A 24,053-nucleotide genomic window follows, 5' to 3' on the forward strand; every position below is an offset into this window, starting at 1 on the left:
TTTATTTCTCCTTTCGCTTGCGCAACATAAAGTTGTGCTTAACAGGATGATCCATCCTTATCTTTAATATCTGCTGAGGATGTGGGGCAGACTCCAAGTCGTTGCCCTCCTCATCTTTAAGATAGTCCAGCTTCTGAGTCCAAAAATCCGTATAAGGTCCAAAAACTTCTATTTCATCGCCCAGTACCATCTTGTTTCTCTGCTCCACTGTGGCTATCATCGTAGCTTCATCAAAATCCAGCACCTTTCCTACAAAGTCATAGTCCCTTGTATATGCACTGCTGGCATAATTTTGAGATTCATTGCCGGCTTTGCCATAGTAAAATCCTGTAGTAAAATCCCTGTGGCTTACCTTTTTTACTTCCTCAAGCCATGCTGGATTAAATTTGTAGTTTTCCGGATCTTTGTAATATGCATCGATGGCTTTTCTGTAAGCTCCTACTATAGTAGCTACATAAAATGCGCTTTTCATGCGGCCTTCGATTTTTGCCGATGAAATTCCTGATGCAATTAGGTCCGGAATGTGCTCTATCATGCACAAATCCTTGGAATTCATTATATATGTGCCTCTTTCATCCTCTTCAACTGGGAATTCCTCTCCCGGTCTCTGTTCCTCAACCAAGCTGTACTTCCATCTGCAAGGATGGGCACATTCTCCCTTATTAGCATCTCTCTGTATCATAAAATTGCTGAGTAGGCATCTTCCGGAATATGAGATGCACATAGCACCGTGAATAAAGGCTTCTGTGTCCATTTCCGCAGGAATCATATCCCTTACGCCTCTCATTTCCTCCAGAGAAAGTTCTCTTGCCATAACAACTCTTTTTACACCGTACTGTGCCCAAAATCTAGCCGTCATATAATTAGTCATGTTTGCCTGGGTGCTGAGATGTATTTCGGCATTCGGTATAATTTCCTTTACCATCATTATTGTACCAGGATCTGATACTATAAAAGCGTCAATGCCAAAATCCTTTATATGCTCCAAATACTTTTGTATAGGTTCTATATCTTCATTATGAGGAAAGATATTCAATGTCAGATGACACTTTCTGCCTCTGTCATGGGCATATTTTATGCCCTCAAGCATTTCCTCCTCTGTAAAATTTCCCGCTCCAGCTCTCAAGCTGAAAGCTTCGCCCCCAAAATACACTGCATCAGCACCATAGTCGATGGCAGCCTTTAATTTTTCCAAATCGCCCGCCGGAGCGAGCAGTTCAATCTTATTCATATATTCGTTTACCTTTCCTTTATGTAGCTGACCGATACGCCGTCTCCAACGGGCAATATTGCCGTATCAACGTATCTGAGCCCCGTTATGTGGTCAAGAAAGGCTCTCATTTTCCTAATATTTGTCTTATGCTTATTGTAAATATCGTAGGAATCATCTATGGTCATACCTCGCATAAGCACATTATCACACATGATAATGCTTCCAGGCTTCACCATTTCCATAACAATATCCCAAAATTCTCTGTAGTGACTCTTTGACGCATCTATAAACACAAATCCGAAGGGATTGCGTTTTGATGACAAAACCTCTTCTCGCAAAGAAAGCAAGCTCTTTTTTGCATCGCCCCTAATTATTTCAACCCTATCCGAAAGTCCAAACTTTTCAACGGTTTCCATGGCTTTTTTATACATAAGAAAATCCTTTTCTAGTGAAACAATCTTGCTTTCGGGAAGGGTTTTAGCCATGACAGTAAGGCTGTAGCCTATGGCTGTTCCGATTTCAAGGATGTCCTCAGGTTTTAAGGCATTGAGATATGTAATCATAAGACTTTCCACATCCCTCTGCATTATGGGAACATACTTGTTTTCCGAATCAAGACGCATACGCCACAGCTTCTGATCAATTGGCCTGAACTTACGATCCATGTAGTCAACCACATCGTCGTTTATTATATTTCGTTTACTGTAACTGTCCTTTTCCGTCATTTTGTACTCTTTTATTATTACACTTATTTTTTATCAGGATGCTCCTTTATATATTTCTGATAAGCTTTATCGAAAGCTTCTTTATCCTTTAAAAATTCCTCATATGTTTCAGAGAAAACATTTGTGCCATCAAGCTTATCTGTTGCCACAAAGTACAGATAATCCGTATCTGCTGGATATAATGCAGCTTCTATGGATGTCAATCCCGGCGAACATATAGGTCCCGGCGGAAGTCCATTATTTGTGTAAGGATTATAATCTGATTCAACCTGAGTATCCTCAAGACTGGCTTTGATTTTTTCCTCACCGGTTATATATGCAAGAATTGAATCCATCTGAAGAGGCATGCCTACTTCCAGTCTGTTGTATATTACACTGGCTACATTTTTCTTATCCTCATCGGTTTTAGCTTCTCTTTCTATTATGGAAGCCACCGTCATAACCTCATGAACAGAAAGTCCTAGTTCCTCTGCTCTTTCGTAATATTCATCGGTGAACACCTTATCAAACTGCTTTAGCATTGTATCTATTACCGTATGAGCGTCTGCATCCATATCCACCTGATATGTTTCAGGATACAAAAATCCTTCCAGTCTTTCTGCTCCTGCAGGAGCGTCCTTGAGAAATTCATAGTCAAATTCACCGTTCATAACCTCATCATAAAATTCTTCCTTGGTTATGATATTGTTTTCCTCTAAAAGAGTTGCATCCTTGTCCAGATTATTGCCATCAGGAATTGTAAACATCTTGCCTACGATTTTACCGCTACATAAAAGCTCCATCTGTTCCTTCATGGACATGGACTTGCTTACAGCATACTGTCCTGCTTTATAATCCCCGTCGTATCCACCAATCTTTGATTTTACTTTAAAGAAGAAAGAGCTTTTAATCATGCCCTTTTCCTCAAGCATTGCCGCAATCTGACCTGTGGAACTTCCTTCTTCAACCTTTACAATTTCGTAATCCTTGCTGTTCTTATCCACCGGCCCTCCCATAACCATTGTTACAGATATTCCTGCAACAAAAGCTACGATGATGATTGCAATTACAATAATAAGTGGTTTTTTATTTTTACCTTTCGCACTTGTTGCCATGTGATCGGCAATCTCCTTTCAATTTTTAAAAGGGACGCAAAATATTGCGTCCCGTCTGTGATCATATGCTTATTTGGATCTTCCCAGATATTCACCTGTTCTTGTATCTATCTGTATGATCTCACCCTCTTCAATGAAGATAGGGACCTGAACTGTGGCACCTGTTTCAACAGTTGCTGCCTTTGTTACATTTGTAGCCGTATCTCCCTTTACTCCAGGTTCTGTTTCAACTACCTTAAGGTCTACGAAGTTAGGAGCTTCAACGAGGAAAGGCTGTCCCTGATAGAACTTCAGAGTAGCTTCGTCGTTTTCTCTCAGATACTTCATAGCTTCTTCGCACTGTTCTGCAGATACTGGAATCTGCTCATATGTTTCATTATCCATGAAGTAGTAAAGCTCACCATCACTGTACAGATACTGCATATGCTTTGTTTCAATATGCGCCTTAGGGAACTTATCGTTAGGGTTAAATGCTTCTTCCCTTGTAGCTCCTGTAAGGATGTTTCTGTATTTTGTTCTTACGAAAGCAGCACCTTTACCTGGTTTTACATGCTGAAAATCCAGGACTACATGTGGCTCTCCGTTGAGTTCAAAAGTAATACCTTTTCTGAAATCTCCTGCACTTATCATTTATCTTTTCTCCGTTTCATATATGAATTTTTAATCTTTTAACGACATATATTATACCAAAACACGCATGTCTTGCCAATAGGTGGTTAAAGGTTTACCGTTTCTCCCAGAATATTATATACATCCTGCATCATGATGGAAAAACGCATCTGACATTGCAAATACTGAGCAGCCGCCGGATCTGCCGTTACAATTTCAGTCAGCTTCTGTATGTTTTGCATCATATCCTGAGGAACTTCCTCGCCTAGCATCTGCTTTGTCTGCATCTGAATCTGTTTTTCCATAAAATCCTTCATCATTTTATCAAGTTCAGGATTTTCTTTAATCTTATCGGAAGCCGCCTTGTACTGCTTGTATTCTTCGGATTCCTTTATAGCTTTGCTCAGATTGTGAGCTTCTTCATATACATTCATTTGTTAAACCTCCATAAATATAGGCAATATTACCGGACTTCTCTGAGTCTTCGCATATATGAACTTTCTCATATCATCGCGAAGGCCGTTTTTAAGAGCGCTCCAGTCGTTTATTTTCTTATTTGCCCCAAGCATCTTTTCTAAGGAATTTCTTGCCACATCTGTAGCTTCCTCTATGAGATCTTCGTTTTCTCTCACATATACAAAACCTCTGGATATTATATCCGGGCCTGCCAGTATCTGTCCCGAACCTCTGTTGATAGTTGCAACCACAATAATCAATCCGGATTCGGAAAGCATCCTTCTGTCTCGAAGCACTATGTTGCCCACATCGCCAACACCAAGACCATCTACCATGACTGCTCCTGCAGGTACCGCTTCTTTTTTAACAGCCGCAGACCTTCTGTCCAGTTCAAGGCAGTCTCCGTTTTCCATGATGAAAATATTTTTCTTGTTCATGCCAAGATCCATGGCTATTTCTGCTGCAGCTTCCAAATGCCTGTATTCACCGTGAACTGGCATAAAGAATTTTGGCTTTATCAGGGAATGTATCAGCTTGAGCTCTTCTCTGCAGGCATGTCCCGATACATGGGTATCTGCTATATCAGAGTAGATTACTTGCGCTCCCTTTTCGATAAGTCTGTTTACGACATTTGACACCATCTTCTCATTACCCGGTACCGGCGTTGAGCTTAGGATTATAACGTCGTTTCTCTTTATCTCTATTGCCTTATGTTCAGAGTTTGCCATTCTGGCCAGTGCAGACATCGGCTCACCCTGGCTACCTGTAGTTATTATTACAAGCTCATTATCAGGAATGTTTCTTGTCTTGTTTATATCTACAATAGTTCCTGCCGGAATTTTAAGATATCCAAGAGCTATGGCAAGGCCAACGACATTTACCATACTCCTTCCGGAGAATGCAACCTTTCTTCCAAACTTCACCGCATTGTCCACAATTTTTTGTATCCTGTGCACATTTGACGAGAAAGTAGATACTATGATTCTTGTGGTAGCATTTCTGAAAATACTTTCAAGAGTATCTCCTACCTTCTTTTCCGATTCAGTAAAGCCCGGTCTTGTGGCATTTGTACTATCTGACATCATCAGAAGTACACCCTTTGAACCAAGTTCAGCTAGCTTTGAAAGATCAATAGGCTCACCATCAACAGGAGTATAGTCGATTTTGAAATCCCCCGTATGGAATATCCTTCCCACTGGTGTATCTATGGAAAGACAGATTGAGTCTGCTATAGAATGAGTAGTTCTTATGGTTTCAACTTTAAAGACTCCTAAGTTAATTCTGTCTCCTGCGTTGATATTATGAAGCTTGCCGTGTCTTATTCCGTGTTCTTCAAACTTATTTTTTATAAGTCCTATAGGAAGTCTTGTGCCGTACACCGGCACATTAAGCTTCTGAATCAGATAAGGTACAGCGCCTATATGATCTTCATGACCGTGGGTTATAACAAGACCTCTTATTTTAGATGCGTTCTTTTCAAGATATGTAAAATCAGGAATTACCACATCTATACCGAACATGTCATCATCAGGGAAGGACAATCCGCAGTCCACTAGCATAATGTCATTACCGTACTCGAAGGCCGTAATGTTTTTTCCGATTTCATTAAGGCCTCCAAGGGGTATAACTTTAAGCTTCTTTTCGTCTCTGTTTTTCTGCTTAGGCAAAAATGATTTTTTATTTTTGCCGTATCTGTTATCTTTTTGTTTTTCCTTTTCTTTTTCCATTATCCGTCCTTTCCAGAGGACCGGAGATTATTTAACTACAATATTTACCAGTTTGCCCGGAACGGCGATGACTTTAACGACGTCCTTACCATCTACCAGTTCCTTAACCGCTTCATCGGCCAGGCAAGTTTTCTCCAGTTCCTCTTTTGTCAGTCCGCTGTCAACATTCATCTTATGCTTAAGCTTACCGTTGATCTGGACTACAACTTCGACAGTGTCTTTAACAAGGGCGGATTCGTCTGCCTTTGGCCACTTCTGAAGATGTACCGACTCTTCATAGCCAGCTCCATGCCACATTTCCTCACAAAGATGTGGTGTAAATGGAGCCATCATAAGTATGAGCTTTTCTACCACATCTCTGAACAGAGGAGCATTGAAGTCTTCTCTTTCCTTGTACTTATACATGGTATTTACAAGCTCCATAATGGACGCTATCGCCGTGTTAAAGTTAAATCTGTCACCTATATCACTACCGACCTTTTTAATAGTCGAGTTGAGAACAAAATTAAGTTCTTTATCTGCATCGCTCTTTACGCTGCTGTCTGCCTTTACATCTCCGTAATCTCTGACAAATTCATAAACCATCTTATATACTCTGTTTATGAATCTGAATGAGCCTTCAACTCCAGCATCGGACCAATCAAGTTCCTTTTCTGGCGGAGCTGCAAAGAGTATGAACAGACGAGCTGTATCTGCGCCGTATTTTTCAATAATTTCAGCAGGTGTAACCACATTACCTATGGATTTACTCATCTTTCTGCCGTCTTTAATTACCATTCCCTGTGTCAGCAGATTCTGGAATGGTTCTGTATGTTCCACAAGACCCAGATCATAGAAAGCCATCTGGAAGAATCTTGCATACATCAGATGGAGTATCGCATGCTCAACGCCGCCGATGTACTGGTCAACATTCATCCAATATTTTGCCTTATCTTTATTAAAGGCTTCCTTATCGTTGTTTGCATCACAATATCTCAGGAAATACCAAGATGAATCGAGGAATGTATCCATTGTATCCATTTCTCTTCTTGCCTTTTTACCACACTTAGGGCAGGTAACCTCAGCAAATACCTTGCTTGTTGTAAGTGGTGATTCACCCTTTCCTGTAAATTCCACATCTGTAGGCAGCATTACAGGCAGATTTTCTTCCTTTTCAGGAACCCAACCGCAATCATCACAGTAAATCATAGGAATTGGAGTTCCCCAGTATCTCTGTCTTGAAATAAGCCAGTCTCTGAGCTTGTAGTTTACGGTTTTCTTTCCGAGGCCTTCCTTTTCCAGCTTAGCTGTAACCTTTTCTATGGCCTCCTGATTATCCATTCCGTCAAATTCTCCGGAATTTATCATCTTACCTTCTGCTGCAAAGGCTTCCTTAAGATTATTTACATCTATTTCAGGGTTCTGAGGGTCAACTACAGGTATTATTTCCAGATCAAATTTCTTTGCAAAGTCAAAGTCTCTCTGGTCATGAGCAGGTACGCCCATGATTGCTCCTGTACCGTAGCCCATAAGTACATAGTCTGAAATGAAAATAGGAACTTTTGCTCCGTTTACAGGATTTATACAATATCTTCCGATAAATACACCGGTTTTTTCAGCTGTTGTGCTAGTTCTCTCGATTTCGCTCATATGCTGAACCTTATCAAGATACTCGTCAACGGCCTTTTCATATTCAGTACCTTCAACAAGCTCTTTTACAAAAGGATGTTCCGGTGCCAGTACCATAAATGTTGTTCCGTAAATAGTGTCAGGTCTTGTAGTAAATATTTCAAGCTCTTTATCGAAACCTTCAATCTTAAATCTTGCTTCTGCACCCTCCGATCTACCAATCCAGTTTCTCTGCATCAGCTTAACCTTGTTAGGCCATCCAGGAAGATTATCAAGACCATCAAGCAATCTTTCAGCGTAATCGGTAATTTTAAAATACCACTGGGAGAGGCTCTTTTTGCCCACCAGGCTGCCGCATCTTTCGCACTTACCGTCTACAACCTGCTCATTTGCCAGTACTGTCTGACAGCTTGGACACCAGTTTACAGGATTTTCCTTTTTGTAGGCCAGTCCTTTATTATAGAACTGAATAAAGATCCACTGCATCCATCTATAATAATCAGGCTTGCATGTGGCAAGACTTCTATCCCAGTCATAGGAAAGTCCCAGCTCCTTAAGCTGCTGAGTCATTTCGTCCATATTTTCATATGTCCATTTTGCAGGCTCAACGCCGTGTTTGATTGCCGCGTTTTCCGCAGGCAGGCCGAAGGCGTCATAGCCCATAGGATGAAGGACATTATAACCTTCCATTGTTTTATATCTAGCCAGAACATCGCCGATGGAATAATTACGAACATGTCCCATGTGAAGCTTACCTGAAGGATACGGGAACATTTCAAGTACATAGTACTTTTCCTTGCTCTCATCCTCAGTCACTTTGTAGATGTCGCTATCTGCCCATTCTTTCTGCCATTTCTTTTCAACTTCCGCAAAATTATACTTCTCATTCATTTCCCTTTACCTCCCAACTAAGAGTATTGCAATCGGCCCATACTTTTTCAATGTTGTATCTGTCTCTTTTTTCTGCTGTCAGAACATTGACGATGATATCTCCATAATCCATCAAAATCCAGCCTGATTCCTTTTTACCTTCGATGCTTTTTACTAGCAAACCTTCCTGAGCCAGTCTGTCTTCCACTTCATCAATCAGCGCACCGACAGACCTTTCATTTAACCCTGTGGCTAAAATAAGATAATCAGCTATGGATGATTTTTCAGCAATATCGAATATAATGATATCTTCAGCTTTTTTGCTGTCAAGAGTCTCTGCCGCCAGCAGAGCGTAATCCTTACTGTTCATATGATTTCCGTCTCTTTCCTTTCTGAAATCGTCAATCTGTTCTTCAAACCATTCTCTGGCTCTGAGCGTGTCCTCATCAATATATGAAACACCCTTTTCTTTAAGATGCTCCACTGTATCTGTAAGTGACTTTAGACATCCTCTGTCCAGATCCTCGTATGTAGCTTTCCTTATTGCTTCAACACCGTTATAAACTCTTGTTGGTTCTATGGCATCTGCTATAAACACAATCTTTTCAGTCTTACTCATACCGGCTCTTCCGGTGGTATGATATGAAACTGCATTTATTATGTCTTCGTCGTCGATACCCCACTCGTGCTTCAGCAAAGCCGCCGCAATCTTGCCGTGGGAAAGATTCGGTGAGTCAATGTATTTTTCATCAAAACCGAATTTCCTTACAAGAGCATTTAGCTCTTCGTTAGGAAGCTCCTTTACCACGTCGTGAAAAATGGCAGCCGTCACGCATTTTTCCATGTCACCTCCGTACATCTGGCAAAGTTTTTCTGCCTCGGAGACGACATTTACCGTATGATTCCATCTTTTATCTGAAAGATGGCTTTTTACATACTTTTCAATCTCTTTTCTGTAGTTTTTATCTCTATAGTCCTTATTTGATATACAGTCCATTTTCCTTTATATACCTTTCCACTCCCGGAGTCACCAGATCCGAGATATCCTTCCCGTCTCTCAGCCTTTCCCGTATCTCCGTGGATGATATGTGAAATCTCCTGTTATCTATTTTTATTATTTCGGTTCCGTACAGTTCCGAAAGTCTTTTTATTTCCGCCTCCAGTTCATCCTCTCTGTAGCCAGGTCTTACGCCTACTATGAACCGGTTTTCGGAAATCAGCTCCTCTGAATTTTTCCAACGGGATATTTCCAGAAACGAGTCTGTTCCGGATATGAAAAACACCTGAGTTTCATCTCCAGCCTGTCTTTTTGCCTCTCTCATTGTCAAATATGTATAGGAAAGTTCTTCCTGTCGCATCTCCCAATCGGAGACCTCAAGCTCGGCTATGTTTTCCACTGCTGCTTTAAGCATATTAAGCCTGTGATTATTTCCCGCCGTTTTAGCATCTATCTTAAATGGCTGAACTCTGGCTGGCATAAGTATTACCTTTGTTAGATTGGCTTGTCTTGCCGCATCCAACGCCAGATTTATATGCCCTCTGTGGCACGGATCAAAGGAGCCGCCCATTATGCCTATTTTTTTCATAAGATGCCGCCTTATTTTGCAGAGCCTCTCTTAAGTCCAAGCTCTGCCAACTGCTCATCGGTAACCGCACCTGGTGCTTCGGATACCATACACTGAGCCGCCTGGTTTTTAGGAAATGCCATAACTTCCCTTATGCTGCTTTCCCCTGCCAAAAGCATCACCATTCTGTCAAGACCATAGGCAAGACCGCCGTGAGGTGGTGCACCGTACTTAAATGCTTCTACCAGGAATCCGAATTTTTCTTTTATCTCTTCATCGGTTATTCCCAGTATCTTAAACATCTTTGTCTGCAGTTCTTGGTCATGAATCCTTATGGAACCTCCGCCCAGTTCTACACCGTTTAGAACAATATCATAGGCATTGGCTTTAACCTTTTCAGGCTCAGTATCCAGCATCGGTATATCTTCCGCTTTAGGAGAAGTGAACGGATGATGCATAGGGCTCAGCTCTCCTGTTTCGTCATCTGTTTCAAAGAGTGGGAAGTCAACAACCCACAGCAGTTCAAAACGACTATCATCTAAAAGTCCCATTTCTCCTGCGATATGTCTTCTCAAAAAGCCCAGTGTATCAAATACAACCTTAGGTCTGTCAGAGCAGATGAGAATCAAATCTCCTGCTTTTGCTCCGAAAACATCTGCAATTTCCTTAAGTTCATCCTGAGAGAAGAATTTGTTAACCGATGAACTTATTTCATCATCAGCTACCTTTATCCACACAAGGCCCTTTGCACCATAGCTCTTGCATGCTTCAATAAGCTTGTCTATTTTCTTTCTTGTATAAAGTTCTGCTCCGCCGTCTATGCAGATACCGCGAACATCTCCACCCGCCTCAAGGGCATCGGTAAATACTTTGAACTCACATCCTGCCACGATATCATTTAGCTTTTTAAGCTCAAAGCCAAATCTTACATCCGGCTTATCGCTACCGTATCTTTCCATGGCCTCATCATAGGTCATTCTAGGAAGCGGAAGCTTTATATCTATATTCATTACATCTTTAAAGAGTTTCTTTAAAAATCCTTCGTTAACGGCGATGACATCATCCTGATCCACAAATGACATTTCCAGGTCAATCTGTGTAAATTCCGGCTGTCTATCCGCTCTGAGGTCTTCATCTCTAAAGCATTTAGCGATCTGCACATATCTGTCTGTACCACCTACCATCAAAAGCTGCTTAAACAGCTGAGGTGACTGTGGTAATGCATAGAAATGTTCATGATGTACTCGCGAAGGTACCAGAAAGTCTCTTGCGCCTTCCGGTGTAGGCTTTACGAGCATCGGTGTTTCCACTTCTGTAAAACCGCTGTCATAAAAATAGTCTCTGGCACATTTTGTTATTTTGTTTCTGAAAGTCAGATTTTCCTGCATCTTCTTTTTTCTCAAATCAAGATATCTGTATTTCAGTCTCAGATTGTCGTCAACCTTATCGTCATCCCTAATGTAAATAGGAGGAGTTTCCGACTTATTGTATATAACCAGATCCTTTACAAATACTTCGATGTCGCCGGTTGCAAGTTCCTTGTTTACAGACTGTCTTTCTCTGACAACTCCCTTAACTCCGACAACATATTCGCTTCTCAAGGTATCAGCCATATTAAATAGTTCTTCAGGAATCTTATCATCAAATACTATCTGAACTATTCCGGTTTTATCCCTAAGATCGCAGAAGATAAGTCCGCCAAGATTTCTTCTTTTGGCAATCCATCCGTTTAAGACTACCTTTTCCCCTATATCAGAGGCATCCAGCGTCCCGCACATATGCGTTCTTTTGAATATGTTTGACATTTTTATCCTCTCCTAACAATTTATTTTATCGCCTCTGCGATATCCTCCAGTGTAAACGGTATTTCTATCTGCTGTGAAGTGGCCATTTTCTTTACGGAAACCTTTCCACTTGCCAATTCATCTTCACCGATGATTACCGTATTTTCGGCGCCTACTCTGTCAGCCAGCTTAAACTGTCCTTTGAAGTTTCTTTCCATACAGTCGATTTCTATGGCAAGACCCTTTCTTCTCAGCTCGGCAGCCAGTTTTATTGCGGCTCTTTTAGGTTCCTCTCCCATATATGCAATAAGCGCATTTACAGGTTTGTTTTCCGGAATTTCAATGCCGCTTGCCTCCATCACAAGAAGCAATCTTTCTTTACCAAGTCCAAATCCCACTCCCGGAATTTCTGGTCCTCCCAGTTCTTCACCTAAGTGGTCGTATCTGCCGCCGCCGCAGACAGTTCCCTGGGCTCCAATGGTATCAGTAACAAATTCAAAGGCTGTTTTAGTGTAATAATCAAGACCTCTTACGATACCTGGATTTACAACAAAAGGTATTCCTGCAGCCTTTAGATTTTCCTGAAGCTCATCAAAATCCTTTTTACAATCATCGCATAGATAATCCAGCATCATCGGTGCACCTTCCACCAGCTTCTGACATTCCGGACTCTTGCAATCTATAATCCTCATAGGATTTCTTTCATATCTGTCCTTGCATGTATCACACAGCTTATCGTAATTTGGTTTTAAAAATTCCTTTAAAGCTGCTCTGTGTTCCTTGCGGCAATCAGGACATCCAACGGAATTTATCTCCAAAGTCAGATTTTTTATACCAAGCTCTCTTAAAAACTCATATGCTAAAGATATAATTTCAGCATCTGCCATCATACTCTTTGCTCCAAACACTTCCACTCCGAACTGGTGAAATTGTCTGAGTCTTCCTGATTGAGGTTTTTCATATCTGAAGCACGGAATATTGTAATAATACTTCGCAGGCTGAGGTTCTGCGTACTTTTTATGCTCGATATATGATCTCATCACCGGTGAGGTTCCTTCCGGTCTTAAAGTCAAACTTCTTTTACCCTGTTCCCAGGTATACATTTCTTTTTGCACTATATCTGTAGTATCGCCTACGCCTCGGATAAACAGTTCTGTGTGCTCAAATACTGGAGTTCTCACTTCTGAAAATCCGTATCTGGCGCATACATCGGCAAATACTTTCTCGATATACTGCCATTTATATGCCTCCTCAGGCATCATGTCCTTTGTGCCCTTAGGCGCCATAGTCAGCATTTTTCTACCTCCATAAAAAAGTTCTTAAGCTTTCTTTCCTTCATTTCTTCCAGTCTCTGCATATATATTTCATAGTTGGATACATTGGCAGTTCTCTCAAGGCGATTTTCCTCAGGAAAATACACCTTTGAAACGCCTCCTGCACCAAGAGCCAAAATGCTCTGATGTTCGTCCATTATCCTTATATTATACAGGTTTTCCGTACCGATTTTACAAAAACCGACATTTTCACCTGCTCCTGTCATGTGCTTTTGTCTGTAAAGATAATAAGGTATGTATCCTTCTGCTCCAAGCCTTTCATAGGCGTATTCCATCATTTCACCTGCCTCATCAGCATGGTGGTAATGGTAATTTTTATCCTTTTCAGCTAGTCTTGAAGCCCTCTTTACCGCAAGAGTATGCACTGTAATATTTTCCGGTGACATAGACAACACCTTATCCAAAGTATATGCAAAATCACCGGTGGTCTCCCCAGGGAGTCCGGTTATCAAATCCATATTAATTTCTTTTACACCCACTCCGCGTGCCAACTCAAAGGCCTTTATTGTTTCATCTGCCCTATGAGCTCTGCCTATAAGCTTGAGAGTATTATCATTCATAGTCTGTGGATTGATGCTTATCCTGTTTACACCATACTTCACAGCCATTTTAAGCTTATCTTCCGTTACCGTATCAGGTCTACCAGCTTCTAAAGTAATTTCCTTGAGTCTGTCTAAATCCACATTCATCCTCAATTTATAAAGAAGTTTGTCTAGCTGCTCTGCCGTAAGTGTAGTCGGTGTTCCTCCACCTATATAAACAGATTCGGCATACAGTCCTCTGTCTTTCATCTCTGCGCCGACAAAATCCAACTCTTCAATAAGTGCATCAAGATATTTTTCAATAACATCCTGAGATGCTGTGTTAGAAGTAAAGGAACAATACAGACATCTTGTAGGACAGAATGGAATTCCAATGTAAAGACCTAAACTGTTTTTTTCAGCCTTTCCGGCTGTTTTCATCTGATAATCGTATATATCTGCAACAGTCTCGGACTTGCTGTCAGATACCATATAAAGATTTCTTAAAATTGCTTTGGCTTTATCACGACTTCCAGTTTCACCCGTTAAGTCACCAAACAATTTTACAGGTCTTATTCCTGTCAGTGTTCCCCATACCGGTCTTTTTCCGAACTCCTCGTTAAAAGCGATGAACATATCTTTTGCGAGCTGCTCTCTGCTTTCGTCCAGTGAAAATTCAAAGCTCTTATTGATCTTATCTGTAAGTTCCCGGTTATTATCAAACTCCTCTTGTGAAATTGAATTAGATGCATTTACATCTTTCTCATCAAGAACGATGATAAACTCCTCAGGTTTTATAAATATTTTTGTCAGTTCCTCGTACTGATGGGCCTTTGCCACATTCTTTAGTCGGATCTTATACAAAAGGGTTATTCTCCTTCTCAAAGCCTATTGTTGTAGCTCCCATATGTCCAGGAAATACTCTGGTATCATCAGGAAGCACAAACAGTTTTTCCTTTATGCTCTTTATCAGAAGCGGCATTGAACCTCCGGCAAAATCCGTTCTTCCCACAGATGCCTGAAACAATGTATCTCCGCTAAATAGGACAGTTCCTATCCTGATGCACATTCCTCCAGGGCTGTGTCCTGGAGTCATAATGAATTCAAGTCTCATATCGCCCACATCAAGGGTATCTCCGTCTTTAACAGAAATATCAGCAACTATGCTTACAGGTGTTCCAAAATCCGCCGACATATTGGCTCTCGGATCCTTTAGCATCGGAGCCTCTGCCTCTGCAGCAACAATTTTTGCATCGTACTTTTCACTGATGATATTGACGCCGCCTATGTGGTCACCGTGTCCGTGGGTAAGTATTACATATTTAAGGTTTATTTTTTCTTTATTTATAGTTTCTTCCATTCTTGGATTAAATCCGCCTGGATCCACTATAAATCCGTCTCCGCTTTTTTCATCCCATGCTATATATGAGTTAACCATAAGCGGTCCGGAAGGTATATTTATTATCTTCATATCTCTATTCTCAATCTCAACATTTAATTAATTTATCAGACCTTGCTTCTAAATACTTCATAGACTCCTTCTATGCTCTTCATAGCAAGGGTCAATTTACCGATTTGTCCTATATTGGATATCATAACTGTCAAGGCCACGGTGGCATTACCGTCTTTATCAGCTCTTGCATTTACGCTTGTAATATCCGTACCGGCATTTTCACATACCTTTGATATATCAGAAAAGAGACCTTTACGATCCTCTGCGATTATAGTTATATCCGCCTCATAAGATTCATGGGCATTCTGCTCCCATTCAACCTCTATAAAGCGTTCCTTTTCCTCTTCAGGAAGGGAAACCATATTAGGGCAGTCCTTTCTGTGAACGGATACGCCTCTTCCTTTAGTTATATATCCGATTATTTCATCCCCAGGTACAGGGTTGCAGCACTTGGAAAGACGCACTAAAAGTCCATCCATTCCCTTTACTATAACGCCTTTATTGTTCTGTTTCTTTCCGCCCTTGCCTCCAGCCGTCTTAACTGTAGTTATTTCTTCAGGCTTTTTATCTTCCTTCTTGCTAGCCTTTTCAAGCTCAGCGTTATACATGGAAATAAGCTTTGAAGCGACATTAGTTAAAACAGTACCGCCAGGACTTACATTGAGAAACATCTCATCGGCATCCTTTAATCCCGCATCCTTAACATACTTGGATATAAAGGAGTTTTTTAATACATCCTTAGGCTCGTATCCCTTCTTACGGAGATATTTGTCCATGAGCATCTTGCCCTTGTCCACGCCGTCAGTTTTATTTTCTTTTTTAAGCCATTGCCTAATCTTAGTTCTAGCTGTAGGACTCTTTACAATCTTAAGCCAGTCTATAGATGGTCCGCTGGAATTTGATGATGTTACGATTTCAACTATATCACCGTTTTCAAGCTTATGGTCGATGGTTACCATCTTACCGTTTATCTTGGCACCGACGCACTTTGCACCGACTTCCGAATGGACCTTAAAGGCAAAGTCCAAAGGCGTTGATCCTGCAGGAAGTTCCATTACATCTCCCTTTGGAGTAAAAACGAATACCTGGTTTTCGAAAAGGTCCATTTTAAGGGTCTCAAGGAATTCCTTAGGATTATCCATTTCCTTCTGCCACTCAAGAGACTGTCTGAGCCAGGAAAGTTTTACCTCTTCCTGATCTGCACTTACGCCCTCTTTGTATTTCCAATGGGCTGCGATACCGTATTCGGCAATTCTGTGCATCTCCTTTGTTCTTATCTGTATTTCAAAAGGATCTCCTGTATCACCGATTACAGTTGTGTGAAGGGACTGATACATATTAGGCTTAGGCATTGCTATGTAGTCCTTAAATCTTCCCGGAATAGGAGTCCACATGGAATGGACTATACCTAATATTGCATAGCAATCCTTTACCGTATCAACAATTATTCTCACTGCCATGAGATCAAATATCTCATCAAGCTGCTTGTTTTGATATTTCATCTTTCGGAAGATGCTGTAAAAATGCTTTGTTCTTCCATAAATATCATAATCTATATCAGCATCCTTAAGAGCTTCGTTGACTTCATCTATGATTCTATTAAGGTCAGCTTCCCTTTCTTCCTTCTTTTCGTGAATTTCATTGGTAAGCTCCTGATATTCATCAGGCCAAAGATATCTCATGCATATATCCTCAAGCTCAAACTTTATGGAATATATACCAAGTCTACTTGCCAAAGGCGCATAGATATCCAAAGTTTCACTGCATTTTTCCACAATCTTATTCGGGGTCATGTAATTTATGGTGCGCAGATTGTGAAGTCTGTCGGCCAGCTTAATTATGAGAACTCTTATATCCTTTGACATTGCCAAAAACATTTTTCTTAATGTTTCCGCCTGTCTTTCCTCTTTGTTCTCATACTGTAGGGAGCCTATCTTAGTAACACCGTCCACAAGCAACTCAACTTCCTCTCCGAATTCCTGTCTAAGCTGCTCATTTGTATATTCCGTATCTTCAACAACATCGTGCAGTAAACCGGCCACAAGAGTATCTTCATCCATGCCAAGTTCTGCCAGTATTTTAACTACTGCCATAGGATGTATCAGATAGGGCTCACCAGATTTTCGCAGCTGCCCCTCATGCATTTTAGCAGCCACATCATAGGCTCTTCCTATAAGTTCAATATCATATTTTGGATTCAGTTCGATTATTTCGTCCAGAAATTCCTGTCTACTTTGCATTTATTCTTTATTCCCCGTTCCGCCTATATATTTTTTCTTTTTCTTCTTTTTGCCTTCCTCAAGTGTCTTCTGATATCTTGTCTTTCTTTTGTGCTGTGAGAACTGATAGTACAGCGGGCTGCATATGAATATAGATGACAGACATCCTGCCGCTACACCTACCATCAGAGGCAGTATAAACTCCCTCATAGAAGCCGATGTCATTATAAACATCGGTACCATTACTATCAGAGTAGTAAAGGTAGTCATTATGGATCTGGATAAGGTCTGATTTATGGAAATATCAATTATTTCCTCCTCGTCCTTTCTCATCAGCTGATTGTTCTCTCTTATTCTATCAAATATTACTATGGTGTCGTTTATGGAATATCCGACTACCGTCAATATACCTGCAATAAACGGGTTATTTACAGTTACATTGAATACCGCATAGAATGTCAGCACTATAAGAACATCGTGTAGTACGCCTAAAATTGCGGATGCTCCGAAATTCCATTCTTTAAATCTAAGTCTTATATAGATAAGCATACCTACAGCTGCTAAAAGCACCGCCTTTATTGCGTTATTTCTCAGCTCTTTACCTACCGTAGGTCCGAACAACTCTTGTGCCAATATATCGCTGTCATCAAATCCGAACTCTTGCTGTAAATCAGCAATTAAAGCGCTTCTTTCATCGTTTTCAATGGCATCAACGGTTCTTATCATAATCTGCTCGTTATTTTCGCCGGCATAAACGACTTCCGCTTCTATACCTCTGTCATTTAAAACGGCTTCAACCTCTTCCATGGCTACTTCCTTGCCCATATCAATCTGGACCATGGTACCGCCGGTAAAGTCGATACCGTAGTTGAGTCCTCTTACAAGACCAAAGGCAAGACCAATAACGAGAATTACAACGGAAACAGTGTAATATATTTTCCTGTGTTTTATGAAAGAGAACTGCCTCTTTATGGCAAACATCGCTGTTCCGTCTTCTTTTATTCCAAAGTATTTCTTCTTTGAGAAACGCCTTGTATTGGCTAATATGCCAAGGTACAGATGAGTGATAACCACAGCAGTCAGCAAGCTGACTATGATACCAATCATCAGTGTCCATGCAAAGCCCTTAACGGAGCTTGTTCCTATCTGATAAAGTATTACCGCAGCGATAAGAGTTGTAACCTGAGAGTCGATTACTGTACTCATAGCTCTCTTAAATCCTGTCTGTACTGCGACTCTCGTTGATTTGCCGCTTATTATTTCTTCCTTGATTCTGGTGAATATGACAACATTGGCATCCACGGCCATACCAACGGAAAGTATCAGACCAGCTATACCAGGTAGCGTTATAACATTTCCCACAAGGGCCATGATTATGAATATGATAAGAATATACATAGCCAGAGCAATATCAGCTGCAAGACCCATTATCATATATCCTGCAATCATTATCACAAATATTATAGCGATACCAATGATGCCGGCCTTTACGCTCTGATCAAAGGCATCAAGTCCGATCTTTGCACTCTGAACCGATGAAGATACTTCTTCCAAAGGAGCTGGAAGTGCACCGCCTCTAATCAATGCTGCCAGCTCGGATGCTTCCTCCTGGCTGAAGTTACCTGTTATCTCACATTTGCCTCCACTTATAACCTCGTTAACGGAAGGACTTGAAATAACATCGTTATCCAGCATTATTACTATGGAATCACTTGGGACTGTCTGCCCGTATGAATCTTTGATGGTTGCGGTCACCGTACCGCTTAAAGCTTTTTCTGTTGCCTGCTCAAAGGCATCTGCTCCTTCACTTTTGAGTTCAAGACTTACAGCATAACCGCCTGTTTCACTACCACTCTGTGTCACAGTGGCATTTTGAACCATGCTTCCATCCAGTACGAAGCCTCCATCAGGCATCAGGAACTGCAGCTGTGCAGTTCTGCCTATCTGGTCTATGGCTTCCTGAGCATTTTCCACGCCAGGTAGTTCAACTCTTATTCGATTGCCGCCTTCAACTCTGACATCAGCATTGGCGATACCCATCTGGTCAACTCTTCGGCTAATCACCTGCTGAGTCTGATTCATCAGTTCAGTAAGTTCTTCGCCTTCCTTGTCTGTCTGAGCCTCCATGACAACATATACTCCGCCTTTAATATCAAGGCCGAGCTGAATCTTGTCAGTGAGAGGTGCCAAACTGCCTACTCCGAAAACAGTTGCATACCAGCCAAAACCCACTAATAGCAACAAAAGCACCGCGACTATTTTTTTTAGCTTTTCTTTCATCAAATTCACCTCAAGTATTTTTGCATTATATTTTATTATATAATTTTCCCCGTAGGAAATCAACAAGGCCGGTCAAATTGACCGGCCTTTTCAGGCATTTAATTTACTTGTTTTCAGCGTTTTCTTCGTTCTTTACTTCAACTTCTTCAGCAGCTACTTCTTCAGCTTCGGCTTCAACTGTTTCGACAGCCTCTACTGTTTCAGTTTCGACTACTTCCGCTTCAGCAACTTCAACTGCCTCTTCGGCTTCAATTGCTTCTTCCTTTTCTACCGGTTCAATTTCAGCATCAAGAATAGCTTCTTTTTCCGGTTCAGACTTCTTAAGCTTTTTAGGTCTGGAAGATTTTTCTTCTCTAGACAGCTTAGGTTCCTTAGTTACTATCTGTGATACGGACCATTTCATCATTTCAAATTTAACCTTGTCCGCTCCCACCTGAATAACGATGGAATCTTCCTTTACCTTTACTACCTTACCGCAGATACCACCGATTGTTACAATTGAATCTCCAACCTTTATGGAAGATCTCATCGCATTAACTTCTCTTTCCTTCTTCTTCTGAGGTCTAATCAGCATGAAGTACATAAGAGCGATAAGAAGTATCAAAGGTATTATCTGAAAATATATCGTTCTGTTGTCCATTTAATAATTCCTCCTAAATTATATATGCCGTCACTTCCAACGTCTTTATTTAACTGGTGCCGGCGATGGGGGTCGAACCCATACGGTGTCACCACCACAGGATTTTGAGTCCTGCACGTCTGCCAATTCCATCACGCCGGCGTAACAGCATAATTCTATACTATTCTAAGGTTATAGTCAACTCATCTTCAGAAATTACTTTTGTCTTTTTGCTAGCCAGAATATCGTACATTACAGGGATTACGAAAAGTGTCATAAGAGTAGCATAAAGCAATCCTCCGATACACACAACAGCCACCGGCTGAATCATTTCGCTGCCGCTTCCTGTACCCACCGCCATAGGCAAAAGACCAAGTATTGTAGTTGCAGCTGTCATAAGCACAGGTCTCATTCTTATAGCTCCTGCTTCTATTATGGATTCTCTTCTATCCATACCTTCCGCCCTCAATCTGTTTATGCAGTCTATAAGTACGATGGCATTGTTTACTATTATACCCATCAGCATGATTATTCCCACCATGGCAACGACGCTTAGTACATTTCCCGTAATCAATAGTCCTGCCATGGCGCCGGTAATAGCTAAAGGTATTGTAAACATCACGATAAACGGTGAAAGCAGTGATTGGAACTGGGCTACCATAACCAAATAAATCAAGAATATACCTAAAAGGAACATCTTTACAAGCTGACCCATGGCATCCATAATCTGCTCGTTTTCTCCTTCTATTACCACATTTACGCTTTCAGGAAGCTCAAGCTTTTCAACAGCAGCCTCAGCCTTATCTGTAGTTAAGGTAATATTATATCCCTCATCGACAGATGCCGTTACAGTCTGCGCCCTTTTCTGATCTGTCCTGGTTATAGTATCAAGGGTCTTATCCTTTTGCACATTGGCAATATCTTTTAACTTTACAGACTCACCGCTTCCCGCTGAAGCACCGGTAGTACTTGATGTTCCGGCAGATATCTCCATATTCATAAGCTGATTTTGGCTCATCTTATCATCAGCTGCATCAGAGCTTACTATAACACTTCTTTCGCTACCTTCGTATTCAATACCTGTAGCTTCGCTTTCCCCAGACAGCTTTGAGCTTATCTGAGTATAAACCTGTGCAACGGTAAGGCCGTGTTTCATAGCCTTTTCTCTGTCGATGATAACCTTTATCTCTGAGGATGAATTTTCGTTAACATCAGAAACCTCGCTTACGCCTTCAATATCCCCGAGTGCATTTTGCACTTTAATGGCAGCACTTCTGAGATCGTTCAAATCGTCGCCTTCCAGTCTGATGCTGATGCCGCCTCCTCCCATCATAGCGGACATATCTGCAGTTGATGAAACCGAAACCTCAGCTCCATTTTCTTCTCCAATCTTTGACAAAACATCGGCAACCTTATCGCCGTTTTTAATTTTATCCTCATCTAAAAGAACATAGAAGGTTGCGTTTTTCATATCTCCTGAAGATGTTCCTCCAAGTCCCATTAAGGACGCCGTATTAGATGAAAGTGTAGCTCCCACCGTAGATACTCCGTCGATTTCCGAAACCTTTTCCGATATTTCATCATATGTTCTGACGCAATCATCATCGGACGCCTCTTCTGGCATCTGTACAGTTGCAGAAACCTGAGGTGTTGACATATCCGGTATGAACTCAAAGCCCTTTGAAAGAGTCAGTCCGGTGGTTGCTACAAGTAATACCACAACTGCCACTAGTACAACAGCCTTATGATTTAAAGCCTTTTCAGCCAAGCTTCTGTACTTATCTACAGTTTTGCTTTCAGGCCCCATCACTGTGACTTTCTTTATATTTCCGAGAATTGTACTTCCCATTGTCGGTACCAAGGTCAAAGCGACAATGAGACTGGCCATAAGGGAATATGTCACCGTCAGTGCCATGTCGACAAATACCGTTTTAGTAATTCCGTCAACGAAAACTATCGGCAAGAACACACATACAGTTGTAAGGGTTGAGGCGGTGATTGCTCCTGCCACCTGTGCTGCTCCCGACACAGCAGCTTTAATTTTACTGTAGCCCAAACTTCTGAGTCTATATATGTTTTCAATAACCACAATGGAATTATCCACCAACATACCTGTACCCACGGCAAGTCCTGCCAGAGAGATTATGTTAAGTGTAACCCCTGTAAAATACATAAGGACTATTGCAAAGGTTATACTAATAGGTATGCTTAGAGCAGTTATGATTGTCGGTTTAAAATCTCTCAAGAAGAAAAACAGTACAAGTATAGCAAATAGACCTCCCAGTACCAGACTTTCCAGTACCGAATCTATCGCTATGTTAATATAATCTCCCTGATCCGAAAGAACAGAAAACTCCAACCCGTCATATTCGCCAGAAAGCTCATCAAATCTGTCCTTTACATTTTCAGCCACTTCAGTTGTGCCGTAATCAGACTGCTTGCTGAACACCAGCATTATCCCGTCTTCGCCGTTGATCTTTGAGTAAGTCTTTTCTCCATCTGCCATATATGTCACGGCAGCCACATCAGCAAGTGTAATAGGCTCAACACCATCTATACCCAAATCCAGAAGCACAGTATTTTTCAATTCATCTGGGGAATCAATCTTATCGCCTACGGTAACAATAACATCCTGACCATCCTCAGATATATAACCTGCCGGCATTTCAAAATTTTGAGCCGTTATAAGGGATGATATTCCCTCCGGCGTTAGGTAACTGCTTATCTGAGATGCTGATGCCTTTCCTGATGCCTCCTGAAGAGCTATCTGCGATAAAGACGACTGTAACTGCATGTTCGCCGAGTTTAGCAGCGCGCTGTTGCCTGCTATCTCAGCCATACCGTTGTTTAAGCTATTTTCGGTTTTTTGCAGATTTTCATTAAGACTGCTTTCCGCCTTAGTCACTTCATCCAGTGTATTAAGCTTATTTACATCAATACCCATCTGGGAAAGAAATTCCGAAAAGGGTGCAAGCTGCTCTGTTATACCATCCATAGCCTTCTTTGCAGCGGCTATAGCCTGGACATTAGCCTTATATACATTGTTTCCTTCACAGGCTGCATTTATTTCTTCTTCCGTTGCACCCTCTGGCAGCTGCGATGCAATCTGAGTTTTTAATGTCTCATTAGCACTTTCGAGGCCTTCCTTTGTCATGGCAAGGGTTTTAAGAGATTTTATTACATCCTTAACACTCTGACTGTTTTCAGCCAGCATATCTTGGCTGCTCTTTATGGTGCCCTTGGCAGCTTCAAGCTGTGCAATGCTGTCATTTGCCGCCGTAATCTGATTGTTTACACTCTGCTTGGCATCTGCAAAGCTCTCACTGACAGCATCTTGAATCTTTTCGTTAATCTCATCAATCTTCTTTTCATCAAGGCTTACATATACCGAATTTTCCACAAGCCCCGCAGTGGTTACCGATGCGACTCCTTCTGTGCCCTCCAGCTTTCTTAAAAGTTCTTCGGAAAGCAATGCCGATGTTTCTTCAGTACTGCTGCCCTTTACTGAAACAGCAGCAACAGTTGTCGGTATCATGGAAGGATTGAGCTTCATGATTACAGGAGTTTGCACAGTATCATCCCATCCGCTTTTGGAAAGGTCAATCTTATCACGAATATCCACCGAAACCGTATCTAGCTCCGCATCCTGTTCAAACTCAAGCAATATGATAGATGCATTATCCTGTGAAACAGAGGATATATTCTTTAGGTTTTCCAAAGAAGCCATCTGCTGCTCAAGGGGCTGAGTTACAGTCTTTTCAACTTCCTGGGACGAAGCTCCAGGATATGTTGTAAACACAGCAACATATGGCAAATCTATCTTTGGAAAAAGATCTGGTGTCATCCTAGTAAATGAAACCACACCGAAAACTATTATCATGATAACCGCCACCAGCACGGTAAACGGTTTTTTAACGCTTTGTTTTGTCAGCATATTACCTCCTATAATGAATAAAACGGCTGAAATCAGCCGTTT

General features: G+C 41.3%; 17 protein-coding genes and 1 tRNA gene. All 18 read right to left on the minus strand.

Features of this window, described 5'->3' with window-relative positions:
• Position 1 precedes the first annotated feature (1 nt).
• A complete protein-coding gene (locus tag INF20_RS05045; RefSeq protein WP_226385291.1) occupies positions 2–1,231 on the minus strand; it encodes a peptidase U32 family protein in 1,230 nt (409 codons plus the stop codon).
• Positions 1,232–1,239: 8 nt separating this feature from the next.
• Complete coding sequence (locus INF20_RS05050; protein ID WP_226385292.1) at positions 1,240–1,938, minus strand: O-methyltransferase; 699 nt, start codon at positions 1,936–1,938, stop codon at positions 1,240–1,242.
• A gap of 23 nt (positions 1,939–1,961) precedes the next feature.
• Positions 1,962–3,032: an endolytic transglycosylase MltG gene (gene mltG, locus INF20_RS05055; RefSeq protein WP_226385293.1), complete on the minus strand. Its 1,071-nt coding sequence runs from the start codon at positions 3,030–3,032 to the stop codon at positions 1,962–1,964.
• Positions 3,033–3,101: 69 nt separating this feature from the next.
• A complete protein-coding gene (efp, locus tag INF20_RS05060) occupies positions 3,102–3,662 on the minus strand; it encodes an elongation factor P (RefSeq protein WP_226385294.1) in 561 nt (186 codons plus the stop codon).
• An 86-nt stretch (positions 3,663–3,748) separates the two neighbouring features.
• Positions 3,749–4,075, minus strand: a complete 327-nt coding sequence (locus INF20_RS05065; protein WP_226385295.1) for a YlbF family regulator — start codon at positions 4,073–4,075, stop codon at positions 3,749–3,751.
• Positions 4,076–4,078: 3 nt separating this feature from the next.
• Positions 4,079–5,824, minus strand: a complete 1,746-nt coding sequence (locus INF20_RS05070) for a ribonuclease J (protein ID WP_226385296.1) — start codon at positions 5,822–5,824, stop codon at positions 4,079–4,081.
• 27 nt (positions 5,825–5,851) lie between these two features.
• Positions 5,852–8,323, minus strand: a complete 2,472-nt coding sequence (leuS, locus tag INF20_RS05075; protein WP_226385297.1) for a leucine--tRNA ligase — start codon at positions 8,321–8,323, stop codon at positions 5,852–5,854.
• Positions 8,316–9,299, minus strand: a complete 984-nt coding sequence (gene yqeK / locus INF20_RS05080) for a bis(5'-nucleosyl)-tetraphosphatase (symmetrical) YqeK (RefSeq protein WP_226385298.1) — start codon at positions 9,297–9,299, stop codon at positions 8,316–8,318. Before yqeK ends, leuS begins: the two co-directional genes overlap by 8 nt.
• The gene (gene nadD, locus INF20_RS05085; protein ID WP_226385299.1) at positions 9,280–9,888 is read right to left on the minus strand and encodes a nicotinate-nucleotide adenylyltransferase; all 609 of its coding nucleotides are present in this window, start codon (positions 9,886–9,888) and stop codon (positions 9,280–9,282) included. The genes yqeK and nadD overlap by 20 nt, the downstream gene beginning before the upstream one ends.
• 11 nt (positions 9,889–9,899) lie before the next feature.
• A complete protein-coding gene (aspS, locus tag INF20_RS05090; protein WP_226385300.1) occupies positions 9,900–11,672 on the minus strand; it encodes an aspartate--tRNA ligase in 1,773 nt (590 codons plus the stop codon).
• 20 nt (positions 11,673–11,692) lie between these two features.
• Positions 11,693–12,946 (minus strand): histidine--tRNA ligase, encoded by a 1,254-nt coding sequence (gene hisS / locus INF20_RS05095; RefSeq protein WP_226385301.1) that lies wholly within the window; start codon positions 12,944–12,946, stop codon positions 11,693–11,695.
• Positions 12,940–14,370, minus strand: a complete 1,431-nt coding sequence (gene hemZ / locus INF20_RS05100) for a coproporphyrinogen dehydrogenase HemZ (protein ID WP_226385302.1) — start codon at positions 14,368–14,370, stop codon at positions 12,940–12,942. Before hemZ ends, hisS begins: the two co-directional genes overlap by 7 nt.
• The gene (locus tag INF20_RS05105) at positions 14,363–14,977 is read right to left on the minus strand and encodes an MBL fold metallo-hydrolase (protein WP_226385303.1); all 615 of its coding nucleotides are present in this window, start codon (positions 14,975–14,977) and stop codon (positions 14,363–14,365) included. Before INF20_RS05105 ends, hemZ begins: the two co-directional genes overlap by 8 nt.
• A gap of 35 nt (positions 14,978–15,012) precedes the next feature.
• Positions 15,013–17,199 (minus strand): RelA/SpoT family protein, encoded by a 2,187-nt coding sequence (locus INF20_RS05110; protein WP_226385304.1) that lies wholly within the window; start codon positions 17,197–17,199, stop codon positions 15,013–15,015.
• Entirely contained in the window at positions 17,200–19,458 is a 2,259-nt protein-coding gene (gene secD / locus INF20_RS05115) for a protein translocase subunit SecD (protein WP_226385305.1), read from the minus strand.
• A 103-nt stretch (positions 19,459–19,561) separates the two neighbouring features.
• The gene (yajC, locus tag INF20_RS05120) at positions 19,562–20,098 is read right to left on the minus strand and encodes a preprotein translocase subunit YajC (protein ID WP_226385306.1); all 537 of its coding nucleotides are present in this window, start codon (positions 20,096–20,098) and stop codon (positions 19,562–19,564) included.
• Between the two features lie 54 nt (positions 20,099–20,152).
• Positions 20,153–20,239 (minus strand) — tRNA-Leu (locus INF20_RS05125).
• A 19-nt stretch (positions 20,240–20,258) separates the two neighbouring features.
• Positions 20,259–24,011: an efflux RND transporter permease subunit gene (locus INF20_RS05130; protein WP_226385307.1), complete on the minus strand. Its 3,753-nt coding sequence runs from the start codon at positions 24,009–24,011 to the stop codon at positions 20,259–20,261.
• Positions 24,012–24,053 lie beyond the last annotated feature (42 nt).

Source organism: Gallibacter intestinalis (assembly GCF_014982745.1).
Classification (GTDB): Bacteria; Bacillota; Clostridia; order Peptostreptococcales; family Anaerovoracaceae; genus Gallibacter; species Gallibacter intestinalis.